17 protein-coding genes and 1 tRNA gene are annotated in these 19,300 nt (G+C 69.7%); 11 read left to right on the forward strand and 7 right to left on the reverse strand.

The window, feature by feature from the left end; all coding sequences use genetic code 11:
* Window positions 1-23: 23 nt before the first annotated feature.
* The 9 genes from E6A26_RS01570 to E6A26_RS01610 all read left to right on the forward strand — a co-directional run bounded on the left by E6A26_RS01570 (window position 24) and on the right by E6A26_RS01610 (window position 9,367).
* Window positions 24-734, forward strand: a complete 711-nt coding sequence (locus E6A26_RS01570) for a MazG nucleotide pyrophosphohydrolase domain-containing protein (RefSeq protein ID WP_136609415.1) — start codon at window positions 24-26, stop codon at window positions 732-734.
* Between the two features lie 149 nt (window positions 735-883).
* Window positions 884-2,164 (forward strand): phosphopyruvate hydratase, encoded by a 1,281-nt coding sequence (gene eno / locus E6A26_RS01575; protein ID WP_136609416.1) that lies wholly within the window; start codon window positions 884-886, stop codon window positions 2,162-2,164.
* A 121-nt stretch (window positions 2,165-2,285) separates the two neighbouring features.
* The gene (locus E6A26_RS01580) at window positions 2,286-2,906 is read left to right on the forward strand and encodes an FtsB family cell division protein (RefSeq protein WP_136609417.1); all 621 of its coding nucleotides are present in this window, start codon (window positions 2,286-2,288) and stop codon (window positions 2,904-2,906) included.
* A gap of 31 nt (window positions 2,907-2,937) precedes the next feature.
* Window positions 2,938-3,618 carry a DUF501 domain-containing protein gene (locus E6A26_RS01585; protein WP_211128875.1) on the forward strand — a complete coding sequence of 227 codons (681 nt, stop codon included), beginning with the start codon at window positions 2,938-2,940 and terminating at the stop codon, window positions 3,616-3,618.
* On the forward strand, window positions 3,615-4,583 hold the full coding sequence (locus E6A26_RS01590; protein ID WP_136609418.1) for a Ppx/GppA phosphatase family protein: 969 nt from the start codon (window positions 3,615-3,617) through the stop codon (window positions 4,581-4,583). The genes E6A26_RS01585 and E6A26_RS01590 overlap by 4 nt, the downstream gene beginning before the upstream one ends.
* A gap of 3 nt (window positions 4,584-4,586) precedes the next feature.
* Window positions 4,587-5,930: a S8 family serine peptidase gene (locus tag E6A26_RS01595; protein ID WP_136609419.1), complete on the forward strand. Its 1,344-nt coding sequence runs from the start codon at window positions 4,587-4,589 to the stop codon at window positions 5,928-5,930.
* A 4-nt stretch (window positions 5,931-5,934) separates the two neighbouring features.
* Window positions 5,935-7,353 carry an NAD(P)/FAD-dependent oxidoreductase gene (locus E6A26_RS01600; protein ID WP_136609420.1) on the forward strand — a complete coding sequence of 473 codons (1,419 nt, stop codon included), beginning with the start codon at window positions 5,935-5,937 and terminating at the stop codon, window positions 7,351-7,353.
* A 353-nt stretch (window positions 7,354-7,706) separates the two neighbouring features.
* A tRNA-Leu gene (locus E6A26_RS01605) sits at window positions 7,707-7,780 on the forward strand.
* 219 nt (window positions 7,781-7,999) lie between these two features.
* Window positions 8,000-9,367 (forward strand): ABC transporter substrate-binding protein, encoded by a 1,368-nt coding sequence (locus tag E6A26_RS01610; protein ID WP_136609421.1) that lies wholly within the window; start codon window positions 8,000-8,002, stop codon window positions 9,365-9,367.
* 108 nt (window positions 9,368-9,475) lie between these two features.
* Here E6A26_RS01610 and E6A26_RS01615 read toward each other — a convergent pair whose 3' ends face one another.
* Genes E6A26_RS01615 through E6A26_RS01630 form a run of 4 tightly spaced genes read right to left on the reverse strand, consistent with a single transcriptional unit; the run spans window position 9,476 to window position 13,670 of the window.
* Window positions 9,476-10,249, reverse strand: a complete 774-nt coding sequence (locus E6A26_RS01615) for an ABC transporter ATP-binding protein (RefSeq protein ID WP_136609422.1) — start codon at window positions 10,247-10,249, stop codon at window positions 9,476-9,478.
* Window positions 10,246-11,418, reverse strand: coding sequence for an ABC transporter ATP-binding protein (locus tag E6A26_RS01620; RefSeq protein WP_234864866.1), 1,173 nt, complete (start codon window positions 11,416-11,418; stop codon window positions 10,246-10,248). Before E6A26_RS01620 ends, E6A26_RS01615 begins: the two co-directional genes overlap by 4 nt.
* Window positions 11,415-12,383 carry a branched-chain amino acid ABC transporter permease gene (locus E6A26_RS01625; protein WP_136609423.1) on the reverse strand — a complete coding sequence of 323 codons (969 nt, stop codon included), beginning with the start codon at window positions 12,381-12,383 and terminating at the stop codon, window positions 11,415-11,417. Before E6A26_RS01625 ends, E6A26_RS01620 begins: the two co-directional genes overlap by 4 nt.
* A 9-nt stretch (window positions 12,384-12,392) precedes the next feature.
* Entirely contained in the window at window positions 12,393-13,670 is a 1,278-nt protein-coding gene (locus E6A26_RS01630; protein ID WP_407695347.1) for a branched-chain amino acid ABC transporter permease, read from the reverse strand.
* Between the two features lie 382 nt (window positions 13,671-14,052).
* On the opposite strand from E6A26_RS01630, the gene E6A26_RS01635 reads away from it, so the two are divergent.
* Entirely contained in the window at window positions 14,053-14,916 is an 864-nt protein-coding gene (locus tag E6A26_RS01635) for a Bax inhibitor-1/YccA family protein (RefSeq protein WP_136609425.1), read from the forward strand.
* 114 nt (window positions 14,917-15,030) lie between these two features.
* On the opposite strand, the gene galK is transcribed toward E6A26_RS01635, so the two are convergent.
* From galK to E6A26_RS01650, 3 genes are read right to left on the reverse strand one after another with little or no spacing between them, the layout of a single operon-like run.
* On the reverse strand, window positions 15,031-16,188 hold the full coding sequence (gene galK, locus E6A26_RS01640; RefSeq protein WP_136609426.1) for a galactokinase: 1,158 nt from the start codon (window positions 16,186-16,188) through the stop codon (window positions 15,031-15,033).
* On the reverse strand, window positions 16,185-17,315 hold the full coding sequence (gene galT / locus E6A26_RS01645) for a galactose-1-phosphate uridylyltransferase (RefSeq protein ID WP_136609427.1): 1,131 nt from the start codon (window positions 17,313-17,315) through the stop codon (window positions 16,185-16,187). Before galT ends, galK begins: the two co-directional genes overlap by 4 nt.
* Window positions 17,312-18,094: a DeoR/GlpR family DNA-binding transcription regulator gene (locus E6A26_RS01650; RefSeq protein WP_136609428.1), complete on the reverse strand. Its 783-nt coding sequence runs from the start codon at window positions 18,092-18,094 to the stop codon at window positions 17,312-17,314. The genes galT and E6A26_RS01650 overlap by 4 nt, the downstream gene beginning before the upstream one ends.
* 178 nt (window positions 18,095-18,272) lie before the next feature.
* Between E6A26_RS01650 and E6A26_RS01655 the strand changes: the two genes are divergently transcribed.
* Entirely contained in the window at window positions 18,273-19,205 is a 933-nt protein-coding gene (locus E6A26_RS01655; protein ID WP_136609429.1) for an aldose 1-epimerase family protein, read from the forward strand.
* Window positions 19,206-19,300: the final 95 nt, after the last annotated feature.

Genomic DNA, 19,300 nt, shown 5'->3' on the forward strand with positions numbered 1-19,300 from the left:
CCTAGGCACCTCGGAAGGACACCGTGAGCGTCGCCGTCGACCGCCTCGTCGAGGTGGTGCGCCTCCTGCGGGAGCACTGCCTGTGGACGGCGGCGCTCACCCACGCCTCCCTCGTCGAGTACCTCGTCGAGGAGTCCTACGAGCTCGTCGAGGCCATCGAGGACGGCCAGCCCGACGAGGAGCTCCGGGGTGAACTCGCGGACGTGCTGCTTCAGGTCGTGCTGCATTCCGAGATCGCGCGCGAACGCGGGGCGTTCGATCTCGACGCGGTCGCCGAGGCGCTGACCGCGAAGATGGTCCGCCGCAACCGCCACGTCTTCACGGCCGACGGCGGCCTGCAGCCGAGCTTCCCCGCGACGGTCGAGGAGATCATCGCCTCGTGGGACGCGGCGAAGCGCGAAGAGAGGCTCGAACGGGCAGCCGCGGCCGAGCGCGACGACGTGCTGCCGGCGCTGGCGGCGGCGGAGGGCGCCCTCGAGGGCCTCCCGCGGCACCTTCCGGCGCTGGCGCTCGCCGACAAGGCACTCGGGCGGGCCGAGCGCCGTCGTGCGCTCGACGCCGGCGAGCCGGCCGCGGCGGGCGGGACAACCGGAGCTATCCCCGCTGGGGTGGGGGAGTTCGCGAGCGAGGACGAGCTCGGGGAGCTGCTCCTCGACGTCGTCCGCGCCGCCCGGGATCGCGGCCTCGACCCCGAACGCGCGCTGCGCGCCGCGGTGCGACGCCTGGCGGTGTGAGGTCCAGGCCCCGAAACGCGTCAAGGAGTCACAGTGTCGCGCCCGTGCGCCGTGGCTACTAGGCTGTGGGTGACATTGAGGTCATCCCCGAGTAACGTCCCCAGATCGCTCCACCGTGATCAGTGCTCACCTTTGCTAGGAGTTCATTCATGGCCCTTATCGATGCCATTCACGCCCGCGAGATCCTCGATTCCCGCGGCAACCCCACGGTCGAGGTCGAGGTCCTCCTGAGCGATGGCTCGCTCGGCCGCGCGGCCGTCCCGTCCGGGGCGTCGACCGGCGAGTTCGAGGCCGTGGAGCGCCGCGACGGTGACAAGGGCCGTTACCTCGGCAAGGGCGTGCAGCAGGCCGTTGACGCCGTGGTGGACCAGATCGCCCCGGCCCTCCAGGGCTTCGACGCGACCGATCAGCGCGCGATCGACCAGGCGATGATCGACCTCGACGGCACCCCGAACAAGTCGAACCTCGGCGCCAACGCCATCCTCGGCGTCTCCCTCGCGGTCGCGAACGCCGCTGCGGATTCCTCGAACCTCCCGCTCTACAAGTACCTGGGCGGTCCGAACGCGCACGTGCTCCCGGTGCCGCTCATGAACATCCTCAACGGCGGCTCGCACGCCGACTCCGACGTGGACATCCAGGAGTTCATGGTCGTCCCGCTCGGTGCCGAGACGTTCTCGGAGGGCCTCCGCTGGGGCGTCGAGGTCTACCACGCACTCAAGGGCGTCCTCAAGGCCAAGGGCCTCGCGACCGGGCTCGGCGACGAGGGCGGCTTCGCGCCGAACCTCCCGTCGAACCGCGCGGCGCTCGAGCTCATCACCGAGGCGATCAAGAAGGCCGGCTACGAGCCGGGCAGGGACATCGCACTGGCCCTCGACGTGGCGTCGTCGGAGTTCTTCACGGATGGCGCGTACCAGTTCGAGGGCAAGCCGCACACGGCCGCCGAGATGAGCACGTACTACGCCGAGCTCGTCCGCGACTTCCCGCTCGTCTCGATCGAGGACCCGCTCGACGAGAACGACTGGGACGGCTGGCGGACGCTCACCGACGAGATCGGCGACAAGGTCCAGCTCGTGGGCGACGACCTGTTCGTCACGAACCCGAAGCGCCTCCAGCAGGGCATCGACGCCAAGACCGCGAACTCGCTGCTCGTGAAGGTCAACCAGATCGGCTCCCTCACCGAGACGCTCGACGCCGTGTCCCTCGCCCAGCGCTCCGGCTACACGACGATCACGTCGCACCGCTCGGGAGAGACCGAGGACACCACGATCGCGGACATCGCGGTCGCGACCAACGCTGGCCAGATCAAGACGGGTGCCCCCGCGCGCTCCGAGCGCGTGGCCAAGTACAACCAGCTCCTGCGCATCGAGGAGGAGCTCGACGACGCCGCCCGCTACGCCGGGCGCAGCGCCTTCCCGCGCTTCAAGGCCTGAGCGGCGCATCGTCGTGAGGGGCCACCCCCGCGGGTGAGCCTTTGAAAGATTCCCAGCCCCGGCGGCTATGGTTGAACGAGACCATAGCCGCCGCTGCTTTTGCGCCGGAGGAGAGGATTCCATGGCGACGCGACGCCCGCAGGTACCCCGGACGAGCCGTGGCACGGCCGCGTCCACGCGGTCTGCGGCCGCCGCCTCCGCCACGGTGTCCTCGCCGGCTCGGGGTGCGGGGTCGAGCTCTCAGCACGTGACGGCGGAGACGGCACGCAAGCCCGCGCCGTCGTCCGGGGGAGTCGCTGCGCGCAAGGCCGAGCGCGACTCCGTCCGCGACGCGTCCCGTGGCCTCGGCGAGGGTGCCCCAGTCCCCGCCCGCGCGTTCTCCGGTCGGATTGTCGCGCTCGCGCTCGTCCTGATCGCCGTCACCATCATGCTCGCGCCCACGGTGCGGGTGTTCTTCAGCCAGCGCGCCGAGATCCAGTCGATCCAGGCGGACATCGCGGCCAAGCAGAGCGACCAGACGAACCTCAAGCAGGAGATCTCCCGCTGGCAGGATCCGTCCTACGTCCAGCAGCAGGCCCGCGATCGGATTAACATGGTCATGCCGGGGGAGACCTCCTACTGGGTCTTCGGTGACGCCGGGAGCTCCTCCGCGCAGAGCAGCTCGACGGCGGGATCCTCGCCTCAGGACGTCCCCTGGACGCAGGCCCTGTGGGATTCCGTGCGCCGCGCTGCGACGGAATGACCGCGCCCTCGGCGCGCCGAGAAAGGACACTGTGACCTCCCCGAGCCCGGAATCGAACGTAGCACCGACGGCCCACGACTACGACGTGATCAGCCGTCAGCTGGGACGCCCCGCGCGGGACATCGTCGAGATCCCCGCCCGGTGCGTGTGCGGCAACCCGCTCGTAGCGGCCACGGCGCCGCGCCTCTCGAACGGCACGCCGTTCCCCACGACGTTCTACCTCACCCACCCCGTCGTGACCTCGGCCGTCTCGCGGCTCGAAGCGGCAGGGGTCATGGCGGAGATGAACGAGCAGCTCGCTGCCGACCCCGAACTGGCCTCCGCCTACCGCGCCGCCCACGAGGCATACCTCGCGGCGCGGCGCCGCATCGGCGAGCTCTCGGGCGTGGGCCCGGTCCCGGAGATCGACGGCGTCTCAGCGGGCGGGATGCCCGAGCGGGTCAAGTGCCTCCACGTCCTGGTGGGCCAGGCGCTCGCGATGGGTCCGGGCATCAACCCCCTTGGCGACGACGCGATCGAGCGCATCTCCGAGTGGTGGACCCGCGATCGCTGCTACTGCGCGGGCGCCTGGGACACCGACGCCCCGACGCCGAACAGGGAGCTGAGCCGCCACGGGCCGCAGGGCCTCCCGTCGCTCACGGGGCGGCCCGCGCCGGTTCGCCGGCGGGCCGGCGAAGCACCAACCACGACATCGGAGGGGGACGGCGCATGAGGGTCGCCGGGATTGACTGCGGAACCAACTCGATCCGCCTGCTCGTCGCGGACACTCAGGACGAGGCGGGCGACGGCGGCGCGACCCGTCTCGCGGATGTCCACCGGGAGATGAGGATCGTCCGCCTCGGGCAGGGCGTCGACGCGACCGGCGTGCTCGCGCCCGAGGCGCTCGAGCGGACGTTCGCCGCGGTCGACGACTACGCAGAGACGATCCGGAGCCTCGGCGCCGAACGCGTGCGCTTCGTCGCGACGAGCGCCACGCGGGACGCGCGCAACCGGGACGAGTTCACCGAGGGCATCCGCGCGCGGCTCGGCGTCGCGCCCGAGGTCGTCCCGGGCCTCGAGGAGGCGTCGCTGAGCTTCTCCGGCGCGGCGAGCGTGCTCCCGCTCGAGTCGGGCCGTCCGGTGGTGGTCGTGGACCTCGGCGGCGGCTCTACCGAGTTCGTGCTCGGAGATGCCGACGGCGTCATCGCTGCGCGGTCGATCGACATGGGCTGCGTGCGCCTCACCGAGCGTCACCTCCATTCCGACCCGCCGACGCCGGCGGAGGTCGCGGAGGCGGAGGACGACGTCGACCGCGGGATCGAGGAGGCCCTCGCCGAGGTGCCGCTCGCCCAGGCGACGGCGGTTATCGGCGTTGCGGGCTCGATCACGACGATCACGGCCCACGCCCTCGCACTTCCGTCCTACCAGCCCGAGCGCATCCACGGCTCCGAGCTCTCGCTCGCCGAGATCGAGGCCGCGTGCGGCTCGCTCCTCGGGCTGAGCCACGAGGAGCGCGTGGCGCTCCCCTACATGCACCCCGGGCGCGCCGACGTCATCGGCGCCGGTGCACTCGTCTGGCGGGGGGTGCTCGAGCGCCTGGCCCAGCTGACGGACGGTCGGATCGCCACGGCGATCACGAGCGAGCACGACATCCTCGACGGCATCGCGCTGAGCACGCTCGGGCGCTCCGCAGGCTGACGCATGGGGCTCCCTATCGGCCACGCCCGCCGCGCGCCGCGGATCCTCGCCGCCCTCGTCTCCGCCTTCACGGTGCTGGGACTCGTAGGGCTCGGCCTGCTCGCGCCGCTTGCGCCCGCGCGGGCCGACGGCATGCGCGACGCCGAATACTGGCTCTCCGAGTACGGGATCGACAAGGCGTGGTCCGTGTCGCAGGGGGCGGGGACCACGGTCGCTGTCATCGACAGCGGGGTGAGCGGCGGCATCCCCGACCTCAAGGGTTCCGTGGTGGGCGGAACGGACGTCTCGGGCGCGGGGCAGCCGGACGGTCAGAAGCCGATCGGCGCCGAGTCCGAGCACGGCACCCTCGTCGCGACGCTCCTTGCAGGCCGCGGGCACGGGGCAACACCGTCGCCGGACGGTTCGCCCGGCCCCGACGGAGTTGTGGGCGTCGCACCGAAGTCGCAGCTCCTCACGGTGTCGACCTGGCTGGGCTCGCCGAACCCCGCAGGGCCCACCGACATGGAGCAGATCCCGGCCGCCGTCCGGTGGGCGGTGGACCATGGCGCCAAGGTCATCAACATGTCGCTCGGCAGCTCGTCTCCGGACTGGCCCACGAGCTGGGACGACGCGTTCCTATACGCCGAGCAGAAGGACGTCGTCATTGTGGCGGCGGCGGGCAACCGCGCCGCAGGCAACGTCGAGGTCGGCGCCCCGGCCACAATTCCGGGCGTCCTGACGGTCGCGGGCCTGGACCGCCAGGAGCACGCGAGCGTCGACGCCTCCTCGCAGGGCGTGAGCATCGGCGTCGCCGCGCCGGCCGAGCAGCTCGTGGGCGGGATGCCGGACGGCACGTATGCCTCGTGGGCCGGCTCGTCCGGCGCCACGCCGATCGTGGCCGGCGTCGCCGCGCTCATCCGGTCGAAGTGGCCGCAGATGAGTGCCAAGCAGGTCATCAACCGGATCATCTCCACCGCCAAAGACGCGGGGGCGCCGGGCCACGACCCCATCTACGGCTACGGAATTCTCAACGCGGGGGCGGCGCTCACGGCCGACGTTCCCGAGACCACCACGAATCCGCTCGGCTCGATCGCGGACTGGATCCGCGTGCATCGCAAGTCGGCTCCGGCGCCGGCCACGGCGGCCCCTCCCGTGCAGGGGGCTCCCGCGAGCGAACCCGCTCTGCCCGAGGCGAGCGCGCCGAAGCCCGTCGCCTCGGCGGATGTCTCGCCCTGGCCCGCCGTCGTCGTGCTCGGCTTCGGGGCACTTATCCTGGCCCTCCTCGCCGGTGGGATCTGGCACGTCCAGAGAGTGAGGAAAAAGGGCTCCGAAACAGATAGTGAAAGTTTTCACAAGTTGCTACAGTAGAGATATGCCTTCCACCATTGAGCTTGTCGACCGCCCGCGCGTTCTTGTCGCCGGCGGTGGTTACGTTGGTCTCTACGTAGCCCTCGGGCTGCAGAAGAAGATCGCCAACGCCGGTGGCATCGTCACCGTCGTGGATCCCATGCCCTACATGACGTACCAGCCGTTCCTCCCCGAGGTGGCCGGCGGCAACATCGAGGCCCGCCACGTCGTCATCCCGCTGCGCCGCACGCTGCGCGACTCCGAGGTCATCCAGGGCTCGGTCGTCTCGGTCGACCACGCGAACCGCAAGGCCGTCGTGCAGCTTCCGGGCAACGAGGGCACGGTAGAGATCCCCTACGTCGACATCGTCATGGCCGCTGGCGCCATCACGCGCACGTTCCCGATCCCCGGCCTCGCCGAGAAGGGCATCGGCAACAAGACGATCGAGGAGGCCATCGCCCTCCGCAACCAGGTCCTCGAGCGCATCGAGTTCGCCTCGACCGCGTCGGATCCGGCGGAGCGCCAGGCGGCCCTCACATTCGTTGTGGTCGGCGGCGGCTTCGCGGGCATCGAGACGATCACCGAGCTCGAGGATCTCGCGCGCTCGACCGTCGCGACGAACGACCGCGTGAAGCAGAGCGAAGTCCGCTTCGTCCTCGTCGAGGCCATGGGCCGCATCATGCCCGAGGTCACCCCCGAGCAGGCTGACTGGGTGGTCGAGCACCTCCGGAGCCGCGGCATCGAGGTCCTCCTCAACACGTCCCTCGCCAGCGCCGAGGGCACGCTCAAGCTCATCAACATGCCCGACAAGAGCCCGGCGCAGGAGTTCGGCGCGGACACCCTGATCTGGACCGCTGGCGTCCAGGCAAACCCGGTGGTCAAGCAGACCGAGTTCCCGCTCGAGCCGCGCGGCCGCGTCCGCGTCCTCCCGGACCTCCGGGTCGCGGGCGACGAGGGCATCGTCGAGAACGCTTGGGCCGCGGGCGACGTCGCCGCCGTGCCGGACCTCACGGGCAAGGGCCTCCCGGACGGCACGTGCGTCCCGAACGCCCAGCACGCCCTGCGCCAGGCCAAGGTGCTCGCGAAGAACCTCTGGGCCTCCCGCTGGGACCGCCCGCTCGAGGACTACAAGCACAAGAACCTCGGCGCCGTCGCGGGCTTCGGTCCGTGGAAGGGCGTTGCGAACATCAACCTCGTGGGCCACATCGGCCTGCGTGGGCCCCTCGCGTGGCTCGCCCACCGCGGCTACCACGGCCTCGCGATCCCGACCGTGGAGCGCAAGTTCCGCGTGGGCCTCGACTGGCTCTCCGCCCTGTTCGCGGGTCGCGACAACACGCCGCTCGAGAACCTCGACAACCCGCGCGCCTCGTTTGTCGCCGCGGCGAGCCCGAAGCCGAAGACGATCGCGCCGCCGGCCGAGCCCGCCAAGGCGCCCGCGCAGTAGTCTCGCGCCCCGAGCCAACGCACAGCGAGCAACGCACGGCGCAAGCGGCGGCCGTCTCCCACGGGAGGCGGCCGCCGTCGTCGTTCGTCGGACCACGGGACGCGCCCGCCGTCGTCCGTCGGACCACGGGAGGCGGCCGCCGTCGTCGTTCGTCGGACCACGGGAGTCGCCCGCCGTCGTCGTTCGGCGGACGACGACGCGTGGCCGCCCCTCGTCGCCGACGCTGCCTTACTGAGTGAGCAGCACGCGTGGGTTCCGAGCTCTCGTACCCTACGGTGCTGCTCGTTCGTGGCGGATCTGTCGGCGTCGGTCCTGGGCTGGGGAAGGTTCGCCGGGCGGTAGGCTAGAGCGGCGCCCCAGTAGCCCAATCGGCAGAGGCAGCGGACTTAAAATCCGCAAAGTCAGGGTTCGAGTCCCTGCTGGGGCACACACTTCGAAGCGAAATTCACGGCTTCCGATTTCCTCTTTTCGCCCCGATTTTGCCCCGATGAGGTTTTTGAGACCATCCTGTGCAAAAGCTGTTACAAGGCTGTGACCTAGACCACTTCTGCGACCAAAATCGTTCGATTAGCCTGACGGTGTGATCAGGAACACCTGATTCGTCGCATCGGGGTGCCGTGCGCCCTTCGATGGAGGAGAAAATCGAATGATTTCACGTCATGAGGCATTGCCCCGGATAGCCAAGCTGACAGTGCTTGGCGTCGGGGTCGCCCTGCTCGCCACCGCGTGCTCGGGCACCTCGGGAACGCCGACCAGCAGTGGCAGCTCCTCTGCGGCGGCTGGTGGCATTTCGTGTCCGGCCCCGTCGTCCGGCGCCGGTGCCGGAGCGTCCCCGGTGGGCACGACAGTCGCTCCGGCCAACGTTCCCAAGGCCACCACGGTCTCGCCCGCTCCGCTCAAGATCGGCTCGCTCCTGCCGCAGACCGGTGCGCTCGCGTTCCTCGGGCCGCCCGAGATCGCGGGCGTCAACCTCGCCGTCAAGCAGGTCAACGATGCGGGCGGCGTGCTCGGGCATCCGATCGATGTGGTCCACCGCGACTCGGGTGACACCACGACGGACATCGCGACCCAGTCGGTCACTAACCTCCTCGGGCAGGGGGTCAGCGCAATTGTCGGCGCCGCCTCGTCCGGCGTGACCAAGACCGTGATCAACCAGATCACGGGCGCTGGCGTGGTGCAGTTCTCTCCGGCCAACACGTCGCCTGACTTCAGCACGTGGCCGGCCCATGGGCTGTACTGGCGCACTGCTCCGTCCGACGTCCTCCAAGGTCGCGTTCTCGGCAACTACATGGCCTCGTGCGGCGCTCAGACGCTCGGCATGATCGTGCTGAACGACTCGTACGGGACGGGCCTCCGCGACAACGTCAAGAAGGCGTTCGAGTCTGCCGGCGGCAAGGTCGTGGACGAGGAGCTGTTCAACGAGGGCGATTCGCAGTTCAGCTCGCAGGTGGACAAGGTCGTGGCTGCCAAGCCTGACGCGATCGCGGTCATCTCGTTCGACCAGGCCAAGCAGATCATTCCGCTCCTGACTGGCAAGGGCGTCAAGCCGACGCAGATGTTCTTCGTGGACGGCAACACGTCCGACTACAGCAAGGACCTCTCGGCCGGGACTCTGTCCGGCGCCCGCGGAACGATCCCGGGCACGTTCGCGAAGGATGACTTCAAGACCGCGCTCAAGACGATCGATCCCAGCCTCAAGGACTACAGCTACGCTGGCGAGTCCTGGGATGCGGTGAACCTCATCTCGCTCGCGGCCGAGGAGGCCAAGAGCACGAAGGGCACCGACATCGCGGCGCACCTCCAGGACATCACGGCAGGGTCTGAGAAGTGCTCCGACTTCGCGAGCTGCGTGACGCTTATCCGGCAGGGCAAGCAGATCCACTACTACGGCAAGTCCGGCCCCGTCTCGTTCGCCAAGAACGGCGACCCGCAGGAGGCCTACATCGGCATTTACAAGTTCGATGACAAGAACGTGCCGCAGCCTGTGAGCGAGGAATACGGCAAGCTCTCGTGAGCCTGCTGTAATCCGGCCCGACGCGAAATGGCCCCGGCTCCCCGAAAGGGGGCCGGGGCCATTTCCGTGGGCCCGCGCCGCTCGCCTGAGCGCGATGCCTCGCCCGGGCTACTCGCCGTCTGCGAGAGTCCCGAGGTAGAGCTGGATCACCTTCGGGTCGTGGAGCAGCTCGCGCCCCGTGCCCGTGTAGGCGTCTCGGCCCTGGTCTAGGACGTAGCCGCGATCGCAGATCTGCAGGCAGCGGCGCGCATTCTGCTCGACCATGATCACGGAGACGCCCGCGCGGTTGATCTCGTGCACCCGGAGGAACGTCTCGTCCTGCTTGACGGGGGAGAGGCCGGCGGACGGCTCATCGAGCAGGAGGACGGCCGGGTTCATCATGAGTGCGCGGCCCATGGCGACCATCTGCCGCTCGCCGCCCGAGAGCGAGCCCGCGCGCTGGGTGCGGCGCTTGCCGAGCTCGGGGAAGAGCTCGGTCACGAAGTCCCAGCGCTCCTTGAACACCTTGGGCCGCTGGAAGAGGCCCATCTGCATGTTCTCCTCGATGGTGAGCGTCGTGAAGACGTTGTTCGTCTGTGGCACGAAGCCGATCCCGCGGCTCACGAGCTTGTTGGCCTTGAGGCCGGTGAGGTCCTTGCCATGGACCACGACCGAGCCCGAGTGGACCTTGACGAGGCCGAACATGGCCTTGAGCAGGGTCGACTTGCCGGCGCCGTTGGGCCCGATGATCCCGATGAGCTCGCCCTGGCGTGCCTCGATGCTGCAGCCGTTGAGGATGTTGACGCCCGGGAGGTAGCCCGCCACGAGTTTCGTTACGGTGACCACCGCCTGGCCGTCTTCCGTCCCCGTACCGGCGGCTGGGGATGCCGTCTGCTCGCTCATGCGTCCTGCTCCTCTGTGCCGTCCTTGCCGGGCGCCTGCTCGCCGGCGGCGTGCTCGCCGGCGGCGTGCTCGCCGTTGCCGTGATTGCCGGGCGCGTGGTCCGGCGGTACCTCCGCCGCGCGTCGCCCGGAGCGGGGGCGGCCGTCGTCGTCCGTCGGATCCGCCTCGGGGCGCCGGACCGCGAGCGTCTCCGTCTCCTCGGCGAGGTGGTCCTCGGAGAGTATTCCGGCGTCGGAGGTTCCGACCACGGACTCGTCATCCGCGGCGAGCTCCGCCTCGAGCTCCTTGACGCCCCCGGCGGCGCCGAGGTCCACGTCGTGGTGCGCGCCGAGATAAGCGTCGATGACGGCCTGGTCCCGCATGACCTCGGCGGGCGGCCCCTCAGCGACGACCTTGCCCTCCGCCATGACGATGACCCAGTCCGCGATGTGCCGCACCATGTGCATGTCGTGCTCGACGAACAGCACGGTCATGCCCTCGGACTTGAGGTTCTTGATGTGGTCGAGGAGGCTCTGCGAGAGCGCGGGGTTGACGCCGGCCATGGGCTCGTCGAGCATCACGAGCTTGGGATTGGCCATGAGCGAGCGCGCCATCTCGAGGAGCTTGCGCTGGCCGCCCGAGAGGGACGCGGCATAGTCCTCGCGCTTCGTGTCGAGCTTGAACTTCTCGAGGAGACCGTCGGCCTGGGCCGTGATGTCCTTCTCGCGGCGGCCCCACACGCCGCGGAACAGCGCGTTGCGGAGCTTCTCGCCTGGCTGTTCCGTGGCGCCGAGGCGCATGTTCTCGAGGACGGTGAGCTTGCCCATGACCTTCGTGAGCTGGAACGTCCGGACCATGCCGAGCCGGGCCACCTTGTACGAGGACATCCCGGCGAGGTTCGTTCCCTCGAACTGCCACCTGCCCGAGTTGGGGGTGTCGAAGCCCGTGAGCAGGTTGAACAGGGTCGTCTTCCCTGCGCCGTTGGGCCCGATGAGGGCCGTGATCTTGTGGCGCGGGATCTCGAGATGTTCGACGTCGACGGCGCTGATGCCGCCGAAGCGGCGGCTCACGTTGTCCGCGACGACGATGGGATCCCGCTTCTTGCAGCCAGGACCGGCCGGACCCTCGGCGATGGGCCGATCATCCGTCATGTAGTCGACGGTCCCTGCCGTCTTCTCCGATTCGCTCATGAGAACGCAAGCTCCTTCTTGTTGCCGAGCACGCCCTGGGGCCTGAAGATCATGAGCAGCATGAGGGCCACACCCACGAGGATGTAGCGCAGCTGCCCTGCCTGCGACGGGTTGAGCCACGGGAGCGCGCCGAGCTGGATGAGCCCGAACAGGATGTTCTGCGTGAGCGAGAGGACCACCCAGAAGAGCATGGCTCCGATCACCGGGCCCAGCACGGTCGACATGCCGCCGAGGAGGAGGCAGGTCCACAGGAAGAACGTCAGCTCGGTCCCGTAGTTGGCCGGCTGGACGACGTCGCGCGGAAGCGTGAACACGAGCCCGGCAAGGGCGCCGAACGCGCCGCCGATCACGAGTGCCTGCATCTTGTACGCGTACACGTTCTTGCCGAGCGAGCGCACGGCATGCTCGTCCTCACGGATCCCCTTGAGGACGCGTCCCCACGGGCTGCGCATGAGCAGCCAGACCGCAACGCCGAGGACAATGACGAGGGCCCACGCGACGAAGCGGTAGAAGAAGTCGTTGCTGCTGTAGCCGAGGTACGTGCCCTGCGGGAACGGGTTGAGGTGCAGGAAGTCCTGGCGGAAGCCCGCGAGGCCGTTCGCCGAGCCCGTGACGTCTGTGAGGCTGTTCGTGGTGACGACGTAGCGAATGATTTCGGCGGCGGCGATGGTCACGATCGCGAGGTAGTCGGCGCGCAGCCTCAGGGTGGGTATGCCGAGGATGAGCGCGAAGACGGACGAGCTCGCCAAGGCGATGAGGAGCCCAAGCCACCACGGAGCGCCGAAGTGGATCGTCGACATCGCGAAAGCGTAGGAGCCGACGGCCATGAAGCCCGCCTGACCGAAGTTGAGCAGGCCCGAGTAGCCGAAATGCACGGCGAGGCCGAGCGCGGCAAGGGCGTACGCCGCCGTCGTCGGGCTGACCATCTCGCCGATGGCCTCGTTGAAGATCTCTCCGAAATCCATGGGTGCCTCCTAGCCCACTCGCTCGCGGCGGCCCAGGATGCCCTGCGGCCGGAACAGGAGCACGAGGATCATCACGACCAGCGCTCCGACGTACTTGAGGTCGGAGGTCAGACCGAAGACGGTCGTGAGCTCCACGAAGATGCCGACGACGACCGAGCCGACCAGCGCACCGAACACGGTGCCCAGGCCGCCAAGCGTGACGCCGGCGAAGATCATGAGCAGGATTTGCTGCCCCATGTTGAACGTCACACCAGGGCGGTAGTAGGCCCACAGGATGCCGCCCAGAGCGGCAAGGAGGCCGCCCGTCACCCAGACGACGCGCACCACGCGGTCGACGTCGATGCCGCTCGCCGCGGCGAGTGCCGGGTTGTCTGCGACGGCTCGTGTGGCCTTCCCGATGCGGGTCCGCAGGAGGAGGAAGCCGATGAGCGCGATGACGACCGCGGAGATCAGGAGCGAGACGAGATTGTTCGGCGACACGGAGACGGGGCCGAGGTCGATGTCCGTGGTCTGCGCGCCGGGGAGCTGCTGCGTTGCGCCGCCGAAGAAGAACAGCATGACGTAGCGGGCGGCGAGGGCGAGCCCGATGCTCACGATCATCATCGGCACGAGTGCGGTCCCGCGGCGACGGAGCGGCTTCCAGAGGAAGGCGTCCTGGACGTAGCCGAAGGCCGCCCCCGAGAGGAGGCCGCCGATGATCGCGAGCCAGAAGGGAGCGCCGATGCTGCTGAGCGAGAACACGACGATGGCCCCGAGCGTCACCATTTCGCCGTGGGCGAAGTTCGTGAGGCCCGTGGTGCCAAAGATCAGCGAGAGGCCGACGGCGGAGAGAGCGAGCAGGAGCCCGAAGCTCAGCCCTGCGACGAGCCGGTTGAGCAGGTTCCCGATGAAGCTCTGCTGATGCACGGTGATGCCCGCGCCGAAGGCGAAGATCGTGCTCACATTGGAGGTCTGGTTGAACGTGACCGTGCGCGGATTCTCTTGGCCCTCGGCGAGCTTCACGCCCGAGGGGAGCGTCGACTCGTCGAGGGTGAGCTGGTAGCTGCCCTGCGAGGGGACTGAAATGCTCCACGCGCCGTTCGCGGAAGATGTTGCGCTGCCCTCGAAGCCGTTGCCCTTGGCCGTGATCTTGACGCCCGAAAGGGGCTGGCCGTTGTTGCGGAGGAACCCCGAGACGGTGTTCTGGAATTGCGATGGGGACGCGCTGCTGCTCGGCGATGGCGGGGGTGAGGTTGTCGCCTCAGCTGCAGGCGCGAACGCCAGAAGCAGCCCCACCAAAAGGGCCACGAGGGCCCCTACTGCCGAGAGCGTCCGGGCCAGCCGCGGGGGATGTGCGGCTAATGCTCGTCTATACACGATGTAGACCTCCGTGGTTCCGGGGCCAGGCTGGCGGTTGTGCCAGCGATGCGGGTGACCGCAGGCAGGATGCACGGTGCGACTGTGACGCATCTCACCTGCTGGAAGGTCATGTTACCCGCGAGAACGCACGCGGAAGTCGGCGGAGAACTCGCATCAGGTTGAGATCCGGTAACGACTTCCTCACCTGCGCGGGAGAGCCCCCAGTGCGGGGAACTCCCGTGCCTCAGTGCTCGTGCTCTTGATAGCGTTTCTCACGAACCGCCACTCGCGCACTCTCAGCACCCGCACCCTATGAGTACAGGAGTCATCCATGGCCTTCGGTGGTAACCCCGTCTTCCGGGGCAAGAACTTCAGAGGGGCTGTCTCGACCGCCCCGCAGTCGGCCTACGGCCAATCCCCATACGGCCAATCCCCGTACGGCCAGCAGCCCATGACGGCCCAGCAGCTCGACGAGCTGTACCGGGCGCCCTCTGCGGGCCCCGCGCAGACCGGACGCGTCACGTATGACGACGTCATCGTCAAGACGCTGGTGTGCCTCGGCGCCGTGGTCGTGGGGGCGGCCGTCACGCTCGCAGTGCCCGCCAGTGCCGCCCTCGGCCTCATGGTCCTGGGAGCGCTCGGGGGCTTCGCCCTCGGGCTCGTGAACACGTTCAAGCGACAGCCCGTTCCAGCGCTCATCCTTGGATACGCCGCGCTTGAGGGGCTGTTCCTCGGAGGCCTCACGCGCATGCTCGATGCGGTCTCGCCGGGCATCGGCCTCCAAGCCGTCCTCGGGACGTTCGCGGTCGCCGGCGTGACGCTCTTCCTCTACAAGAGCGGGCGCGTCCGCGCGACGCCGGGCCTCATGAGGTTCTTCCTCATCGCGGTCCTGGGCTATCTCGCGTTCAGCGTCGTCAACCTGTTCGTCATGATCTTCAACCCGGGTCTCGGGGCCTGGGGGCTCCGTAGCAGCGTGCACGTCTTCGGCATCCCGCTCGGCGTCCTCGTAGGACTCGTGGCCGTGGTCCTCGCGGCGATCTCGCTCATCTTCGACTTCGACAGCGTCGAGAAGGCCATCCGGGCCGGCGCTCCGCGGAGCGTCTCGTGGACGGCCGCGTTCGGGCTCACTGTCACGCTCGTGTGGCTCTACACCGAGATCCTGCGGATACTCGCCATTTTCAATAGCAACGACTGAGACCGCTGCCCGCTTGTCGGGCTGCTCACGCGAAGGCGGACCACGGATGCTTCCTGGTCCGCCTTCGGCGTGTGTGGGGCTTCCGCCACGGGTTGGGCACCCCCTCCACGGAGGCTACGCGAGCCGCCGCGCGCCGTCGGCAGGTGCGACCGTGAAGAGCCGCGGCGCTCGGAAGCCCCGCTCCGCGAAGGCCTCGGTGATCGCGTCGCGGACGCGAGCCTCGTCGTCGGACGGCACGAGGGCGATCGCCGAGCCGCCGAAGCCGCCGCCCGTCATCCGTGCGCCGATCGCGCCCGCGGCCCTGCTCGCCTCGACGGCACAGTCGAGCTCGGGGCAGGAGATCTCGAAGTCGTCGCGCATCGAGGCATGGCTCGCGTCGAGGAACCCTGCGATGGCCGCGGGGCCCGAGGCGCGGAGGGCGGCCACGGTGTCGAGCACGCGCTGGTCCTCCGTGACCACGTGCCGCACGCGCCGGAACGTGACGGCGTCCATGAGCGCCCGAGCCTCCTCGAGATCCTCGACAGACACGTCGCGCAGGGCCTTGACGCCCAGCACCTCGGCTCCGAGCTCGCACGCCGCGCGCCGGCTCGCGTAGCCCCCGTCGGCGTGCGAATGCGCCACGCGTGTGTCGACCACGAGCGTCACGAGCCCCGCGCCCGCGGCGTCGAACGGGACGAGTTCGGCGTGCTGGTCGCGGCAGTCCAGGAACACCGCGTGGCCGGACCTGCCGCGCAGCGACGCGGACTGGTCCATGATCCCCGTCGGTGCCCCGACGAACGCGTTCTCCGCGCGCTGCGTCGCGAGCACCAGTTGCTCGGCGTCGAGGCCGGCCCCCGTCACCTCGTTGAGCGCCGTCGCGACCGCACACTCGATCGCGTGGGAGGACGAGAGGCCTGCGCCCAGCGGCACGTCGGAGTCGAGCACGAGGTCGAATCCCGGCACCTCGATGCCGCGCTCCTGGAACGCCCACACGACGCCCGCCGGGTAGACACTCCAGCCTGCGGCGCTCCCGCGGTCCAGGCCCGACACGGCGAGCTCGGCTACCCCGTCGCCGCCCGACGTCGAAAGCAGGCGGATCGCGCCGTCCGGCCTCGCGCGGAAGGCGACGCGCGCCGCGAGGTCGATCGCGAACGGCAGCACGAAGCCCTCGTTGTAGTCCGTGTGCTCGCCGATGAGGTTGACGCGCCCCGGCGCAGTCCACACGCCGTCGGCCTCGGCGCCGAAGGCGTCCCGGAACGCGCGCGCGGCGCGCTCGGCACCCTCGGCCGTCACCGGGCCGCCCCCGAGGATTCGAGGGCCGCGCGCAGCTGGGCGGCGACGTCCTCCGCGCGAGTGTCGTTGATGAAAGCGCCCATGGCAGCCTCCGATCCGGCGAGGAACTTGAGCTTGTCCGCCGCACGGCGCGGCGAGGTGAGCTGGAGATGGAACCGGGAGGCCGGCCGCAGGGCGGAATCCAACGGGGCCTGGTGCCACGCGGCGATGTACGGCGTCGGGGTGTCGTACAGGGCGTCGACGCCGGCGAGGAGTCGGAGGTAGACGTGCGCGAGCTCGTCCTTCTCCTCTCCCGTGAGCCCCGCGAAGTCGCGCACATCCCGATGGGGGACGAGGTGGACCTCGATGGGCCAGCGGGCAGCGAACGGAACGAACGCGCTGAAGTGGTCCCCCTCGAGGACCATTCGCCCACCGTCGGTGCGCTCGCGGTCGAGGAGCGAGCCGAGCAGGGTCTCGGACCCTCCGTTCGACTCGAAGTGGCGCGCCGCCGCGGCCGCGAGCTGGGCCCCGCGCGGTGTCAGATACGGGTACGCGTAGATCTGTCCGTGCGGGTGGTGCAGCGTGACGCCGATCTGCGCGCCGCGGTTCTCGAACGGGAACACCTGACGGATGCCGGGGAGCGCGCTCAGCTCCGCGGTCCGGTGGGCCCAGGCCTCCACGACCGTGCGCGCGCGGGTGTACGGCAGCCCGCCGAACGATCCCGTGTGGTCGGCAGTGAACGAGACGACCTCGCACCGCCCCGCGGCCGGGACGCTCTCGCCCCACGGGAGCGAGCCGGGGAGTTCCGCGAGGACCGGGCCTAGGGACGGGAAGCGGTTCTCGAACACGACGACGTCGTAATCCGGATCGGGGATCTCGGAGGCGAACGACGGCGACGTGGGGCACAGCGGGCAGGCATCGGCCGGCGGGAGGTGGGTGCGCGTCTGGCGGTGTGCCGCGACGGCGACCCAGTCGCCGCTCAGCCCGTCGAAGCGGAGCTCGCCGGGCTCGGGCCGCGCAGGGAGGTCCCGCGCGTCGGCCACCGGCACGCGGGGGGCCTTGCCGGGATCGTCGAAGTAGATGAGGTCCCGTCCGTCGGTGAGCGAGCTTCGGGTCACAGAGGGCGAGAGCCCCGTGGTCGCGGTCATGCTTGGCTCCCTTGGATGGCGGTGTCGGCAAGGATCACGTGGGGTACGCGGTCGTCGAGCTCGCGGCGGGCGGACGCCGAGAGCCCGACGTCAGAGATGAGGGTGTCCGCGCGCTCGATCGGGGCGATCTGGGCAAGGCTCAGGAGCCCGTACTTCGAGCTGTCGGCAAGCACCACGAGGCGGGCGGCCGCGTTCGCGGCGGCGCGGTTCGTCTCGGCCTCGAGCAGGTTCGGCGTCGTGTACCCGCCCCGCGCATGCACCCCATGGACGCCCATGAAGCAGAGCTCGACGTGGAGCTGGGCGAGCGAGGACGTGGCGAGCGGTCCGACGAGCGCCTCCGACGGTGTGCGCTCGCCGCCCGTGAGGATCGTGCGGACCGAAGGGCCCAGGGCCTCGGCCACCTTGATCGAATTCGTGGCGACCGTGAGGTCCGCGACGGCGGGGAGGAGCTTCGCGAGGGCGAACGTCGTGGTGCCAGCCGTGACGAAGAGCGTCGATCCGGGCCGGATGAGTGCCAGGGCCTCGCGAGCGATCGCTGATTTCGCGTCGGCGTGATGGCCGAACTTGACCTCGAAGCCCGGCTCGGCGAACGCGAAGTCCGCCACGCGGGCCGCCCCGCCGTGCACGCGCCGCGCGAGGCCTTGACTCTCAAGCTGCTCGATGTCGCGGCGGATCGTCATCTCGGACACCGCAAGCGACGCCGCGAGTTCGGCCACGCGGACCGCCTCCCGCTTGTCCAACTCCGCCATGATGCGCGCGTGGCGCTCAGCTGCCAGCACAGTCAATCCCCCCTGCTCTTTCCGCCAGTCGATCCCCGCGGAGGGCCGGCTGAATCCCACAGCCACTATCCTCACAGCAACTCAACTTTTCTCACAAAACATAACATTCCCGGCGCCCGATGGGAAGCCCCCACGGCCGTCTTTTACGCTGTGTCGGGCCGCGCTAACGTGGGGGACCATGAGCGCCCCGAGCACTGCTGCCACCCGCCGGCCCGCCGCAACCGGCCGCCAGTTCCGGATCGAGCGGGGCGGCAGCACCGCCGTCGTCACCGAATTGGCGGCGGGGCTGCGTTCGTTCGAGGTCGACGGCGTGCTCGTCACCGAGACGTATGGCGACGGAGAGATCTCGCCCGGTGCGGCCGGCATCACGCTCGCCCCGTGGGCGAACAGAATTGAGGCCGGCCGCTGGACCCTCGACGGGAAGACGCAGCAGCTCGACCTCACCGAGCCGTCGCGCGGCAACGCGAGCCACGGGCTCCTGCGCAACACGGGCTACGCGGTGCTCGAGGCCGAGGCGGAGAGTGTGAGCCTCGAGGCTGCCGTCTTCCCCCAGCACGGCTACCCGTTCCTCGTGCGGCACCGGGTCGACTACCGGATTGACGACGACGGCGGCCTCCGGGTGCGCCAGAGCCTCGCCAACGACTCCTCCCGGGCCGCGCCCTTCGTGCTCGGCGCGCATCCCTACCTGCGTCTCGGCGACGTCGATACGGCCGAGCTCACGCTCACCGTCTCCGGCCGGACGAGACTCGTCGCGGACGAACGGCTCATCCCGCGCTCGAGTGTGCCGGCCGAGGGCGAGTCGGACCTGTCGGGCGGGCGCGTGGTCGGGGAGCTCGACGTCGACGCCTCCTATACGGACCTGCATTTCGCGGACGGCGCCGCCCGCGCCACACTCTCGGCGGCGGACGGGCGCTCGGTGTGGCTCTGGCAGGACGAGAGCTGCCGGTACACCCACGTGTTCGTGACCCGCACGTTCCCCGGGCGGGCCGTGGCCGTGGCCCTCGAGCCGCAGACCGGGCCGGCCAACGCGTTCAACAGCGGGCAGGATCTCCGCTGGCTCGAGCCCGGCGCGGAGTTCTCGATGGAGTGGGGGATCGGCACGGCGCTCTGAGCCTCCCCGTGCCTGCCGTCGCAAACTCGGCCCTTCGCTTCATATCCGCGAGGGCGTGGGAAACTGAAACTGCGTCCGGAGGATCTCCCGGGGCT

The organism is Sinomonas albida (genome assembly GCF_004919045.1).
Taxonomy (GTDB): Bacteria; Actinomycetota; Actinomycetes; order Actinomycetales; family Micrococcaceae; genus Sinomonas; species Sinomonas albida.

Coding starts and splice junctions, on each gene's coding strand:
- E6A26_RS01590 (WP_136609418.1), top strand. CDS start 3,615: ATGAGGGTCGCCGGGATTGACTGCGGAACCAACTCGATCCGCCTGCTC.
- E6A26_RS01620 (WP_234864866.1), bottom strand. CDS start 11,418: ATGAGCGAATCGGAGAAGACGGCAGGGACCGTCGACTACATGACGGAT.
- eno (WP_136609416.1), top strand. CDS start 884: ATGGCCCTTATCGATGCCATTCACGCCCGCGAGATCCTCGATTCCCGC.
- E6A26_RS01595 (WP_136609419.1), top strand. CDS start 4,587: ATGGGGCTCCCTATCGGCCACGCCCGCCGCGCGCCGCGGATCCTCGCC.
- E6A26_RS01655 (WP_136609429.1), top strand. CDS start 18,273: ATGAGCGCCCCGAGCACTGCTGCCACCCGCCGGCCCGCCGCAACCGGC.
- E6A26_RS01580 (WP_136609417.1), top strand. CDS start 2,286: ATGGCGACGCGACGCCCGCAGGTACCCCGGACGAGCCGTGGCACGGCC.
- galT (WP_136609427.1), bottom strand. CDS start 17,315: ATGACCGCGACCACGGGGCTCTCGCCCTCTGTGACCCGAAGCTCGCTC.
- E6A26_RS01625 (WP_136609423.1), bottom strand. CDS start 12,383: ATGGATTTCGGAGAGATCTTCAACGAGGCCATCGGCGAGATGGTCAGC.
- E6A26_RS01635 (WP_136609425.1), top strand. CDS start 14,053: ATGGCCTTCGGTGGTAACCCCGTCTTCCGGGGCAAGAACTTCAGAGGG.
- E6A26_RS01610 (WP_136609421.1), top strand. CDS start 8,000: ATGATTTCACGTCATGAGGCATTGCCCCGGATAGCCAAGCTGACAGTG.
- E6A26_RS01600 (WP_136609420.1), top strand. CDS start 5,935: ATGCCTTCCACCATTGAGCTTGTCGACCGCCCGCGCGTTCTTGTCGCC.
- E6A26_RS01615 (WP_136609422.1), bottom strand. CDS start 10,249: ATGAGCGAGCAGACGGCATCCCCAGCCGCCGGTACGGGGACGGAAGAC.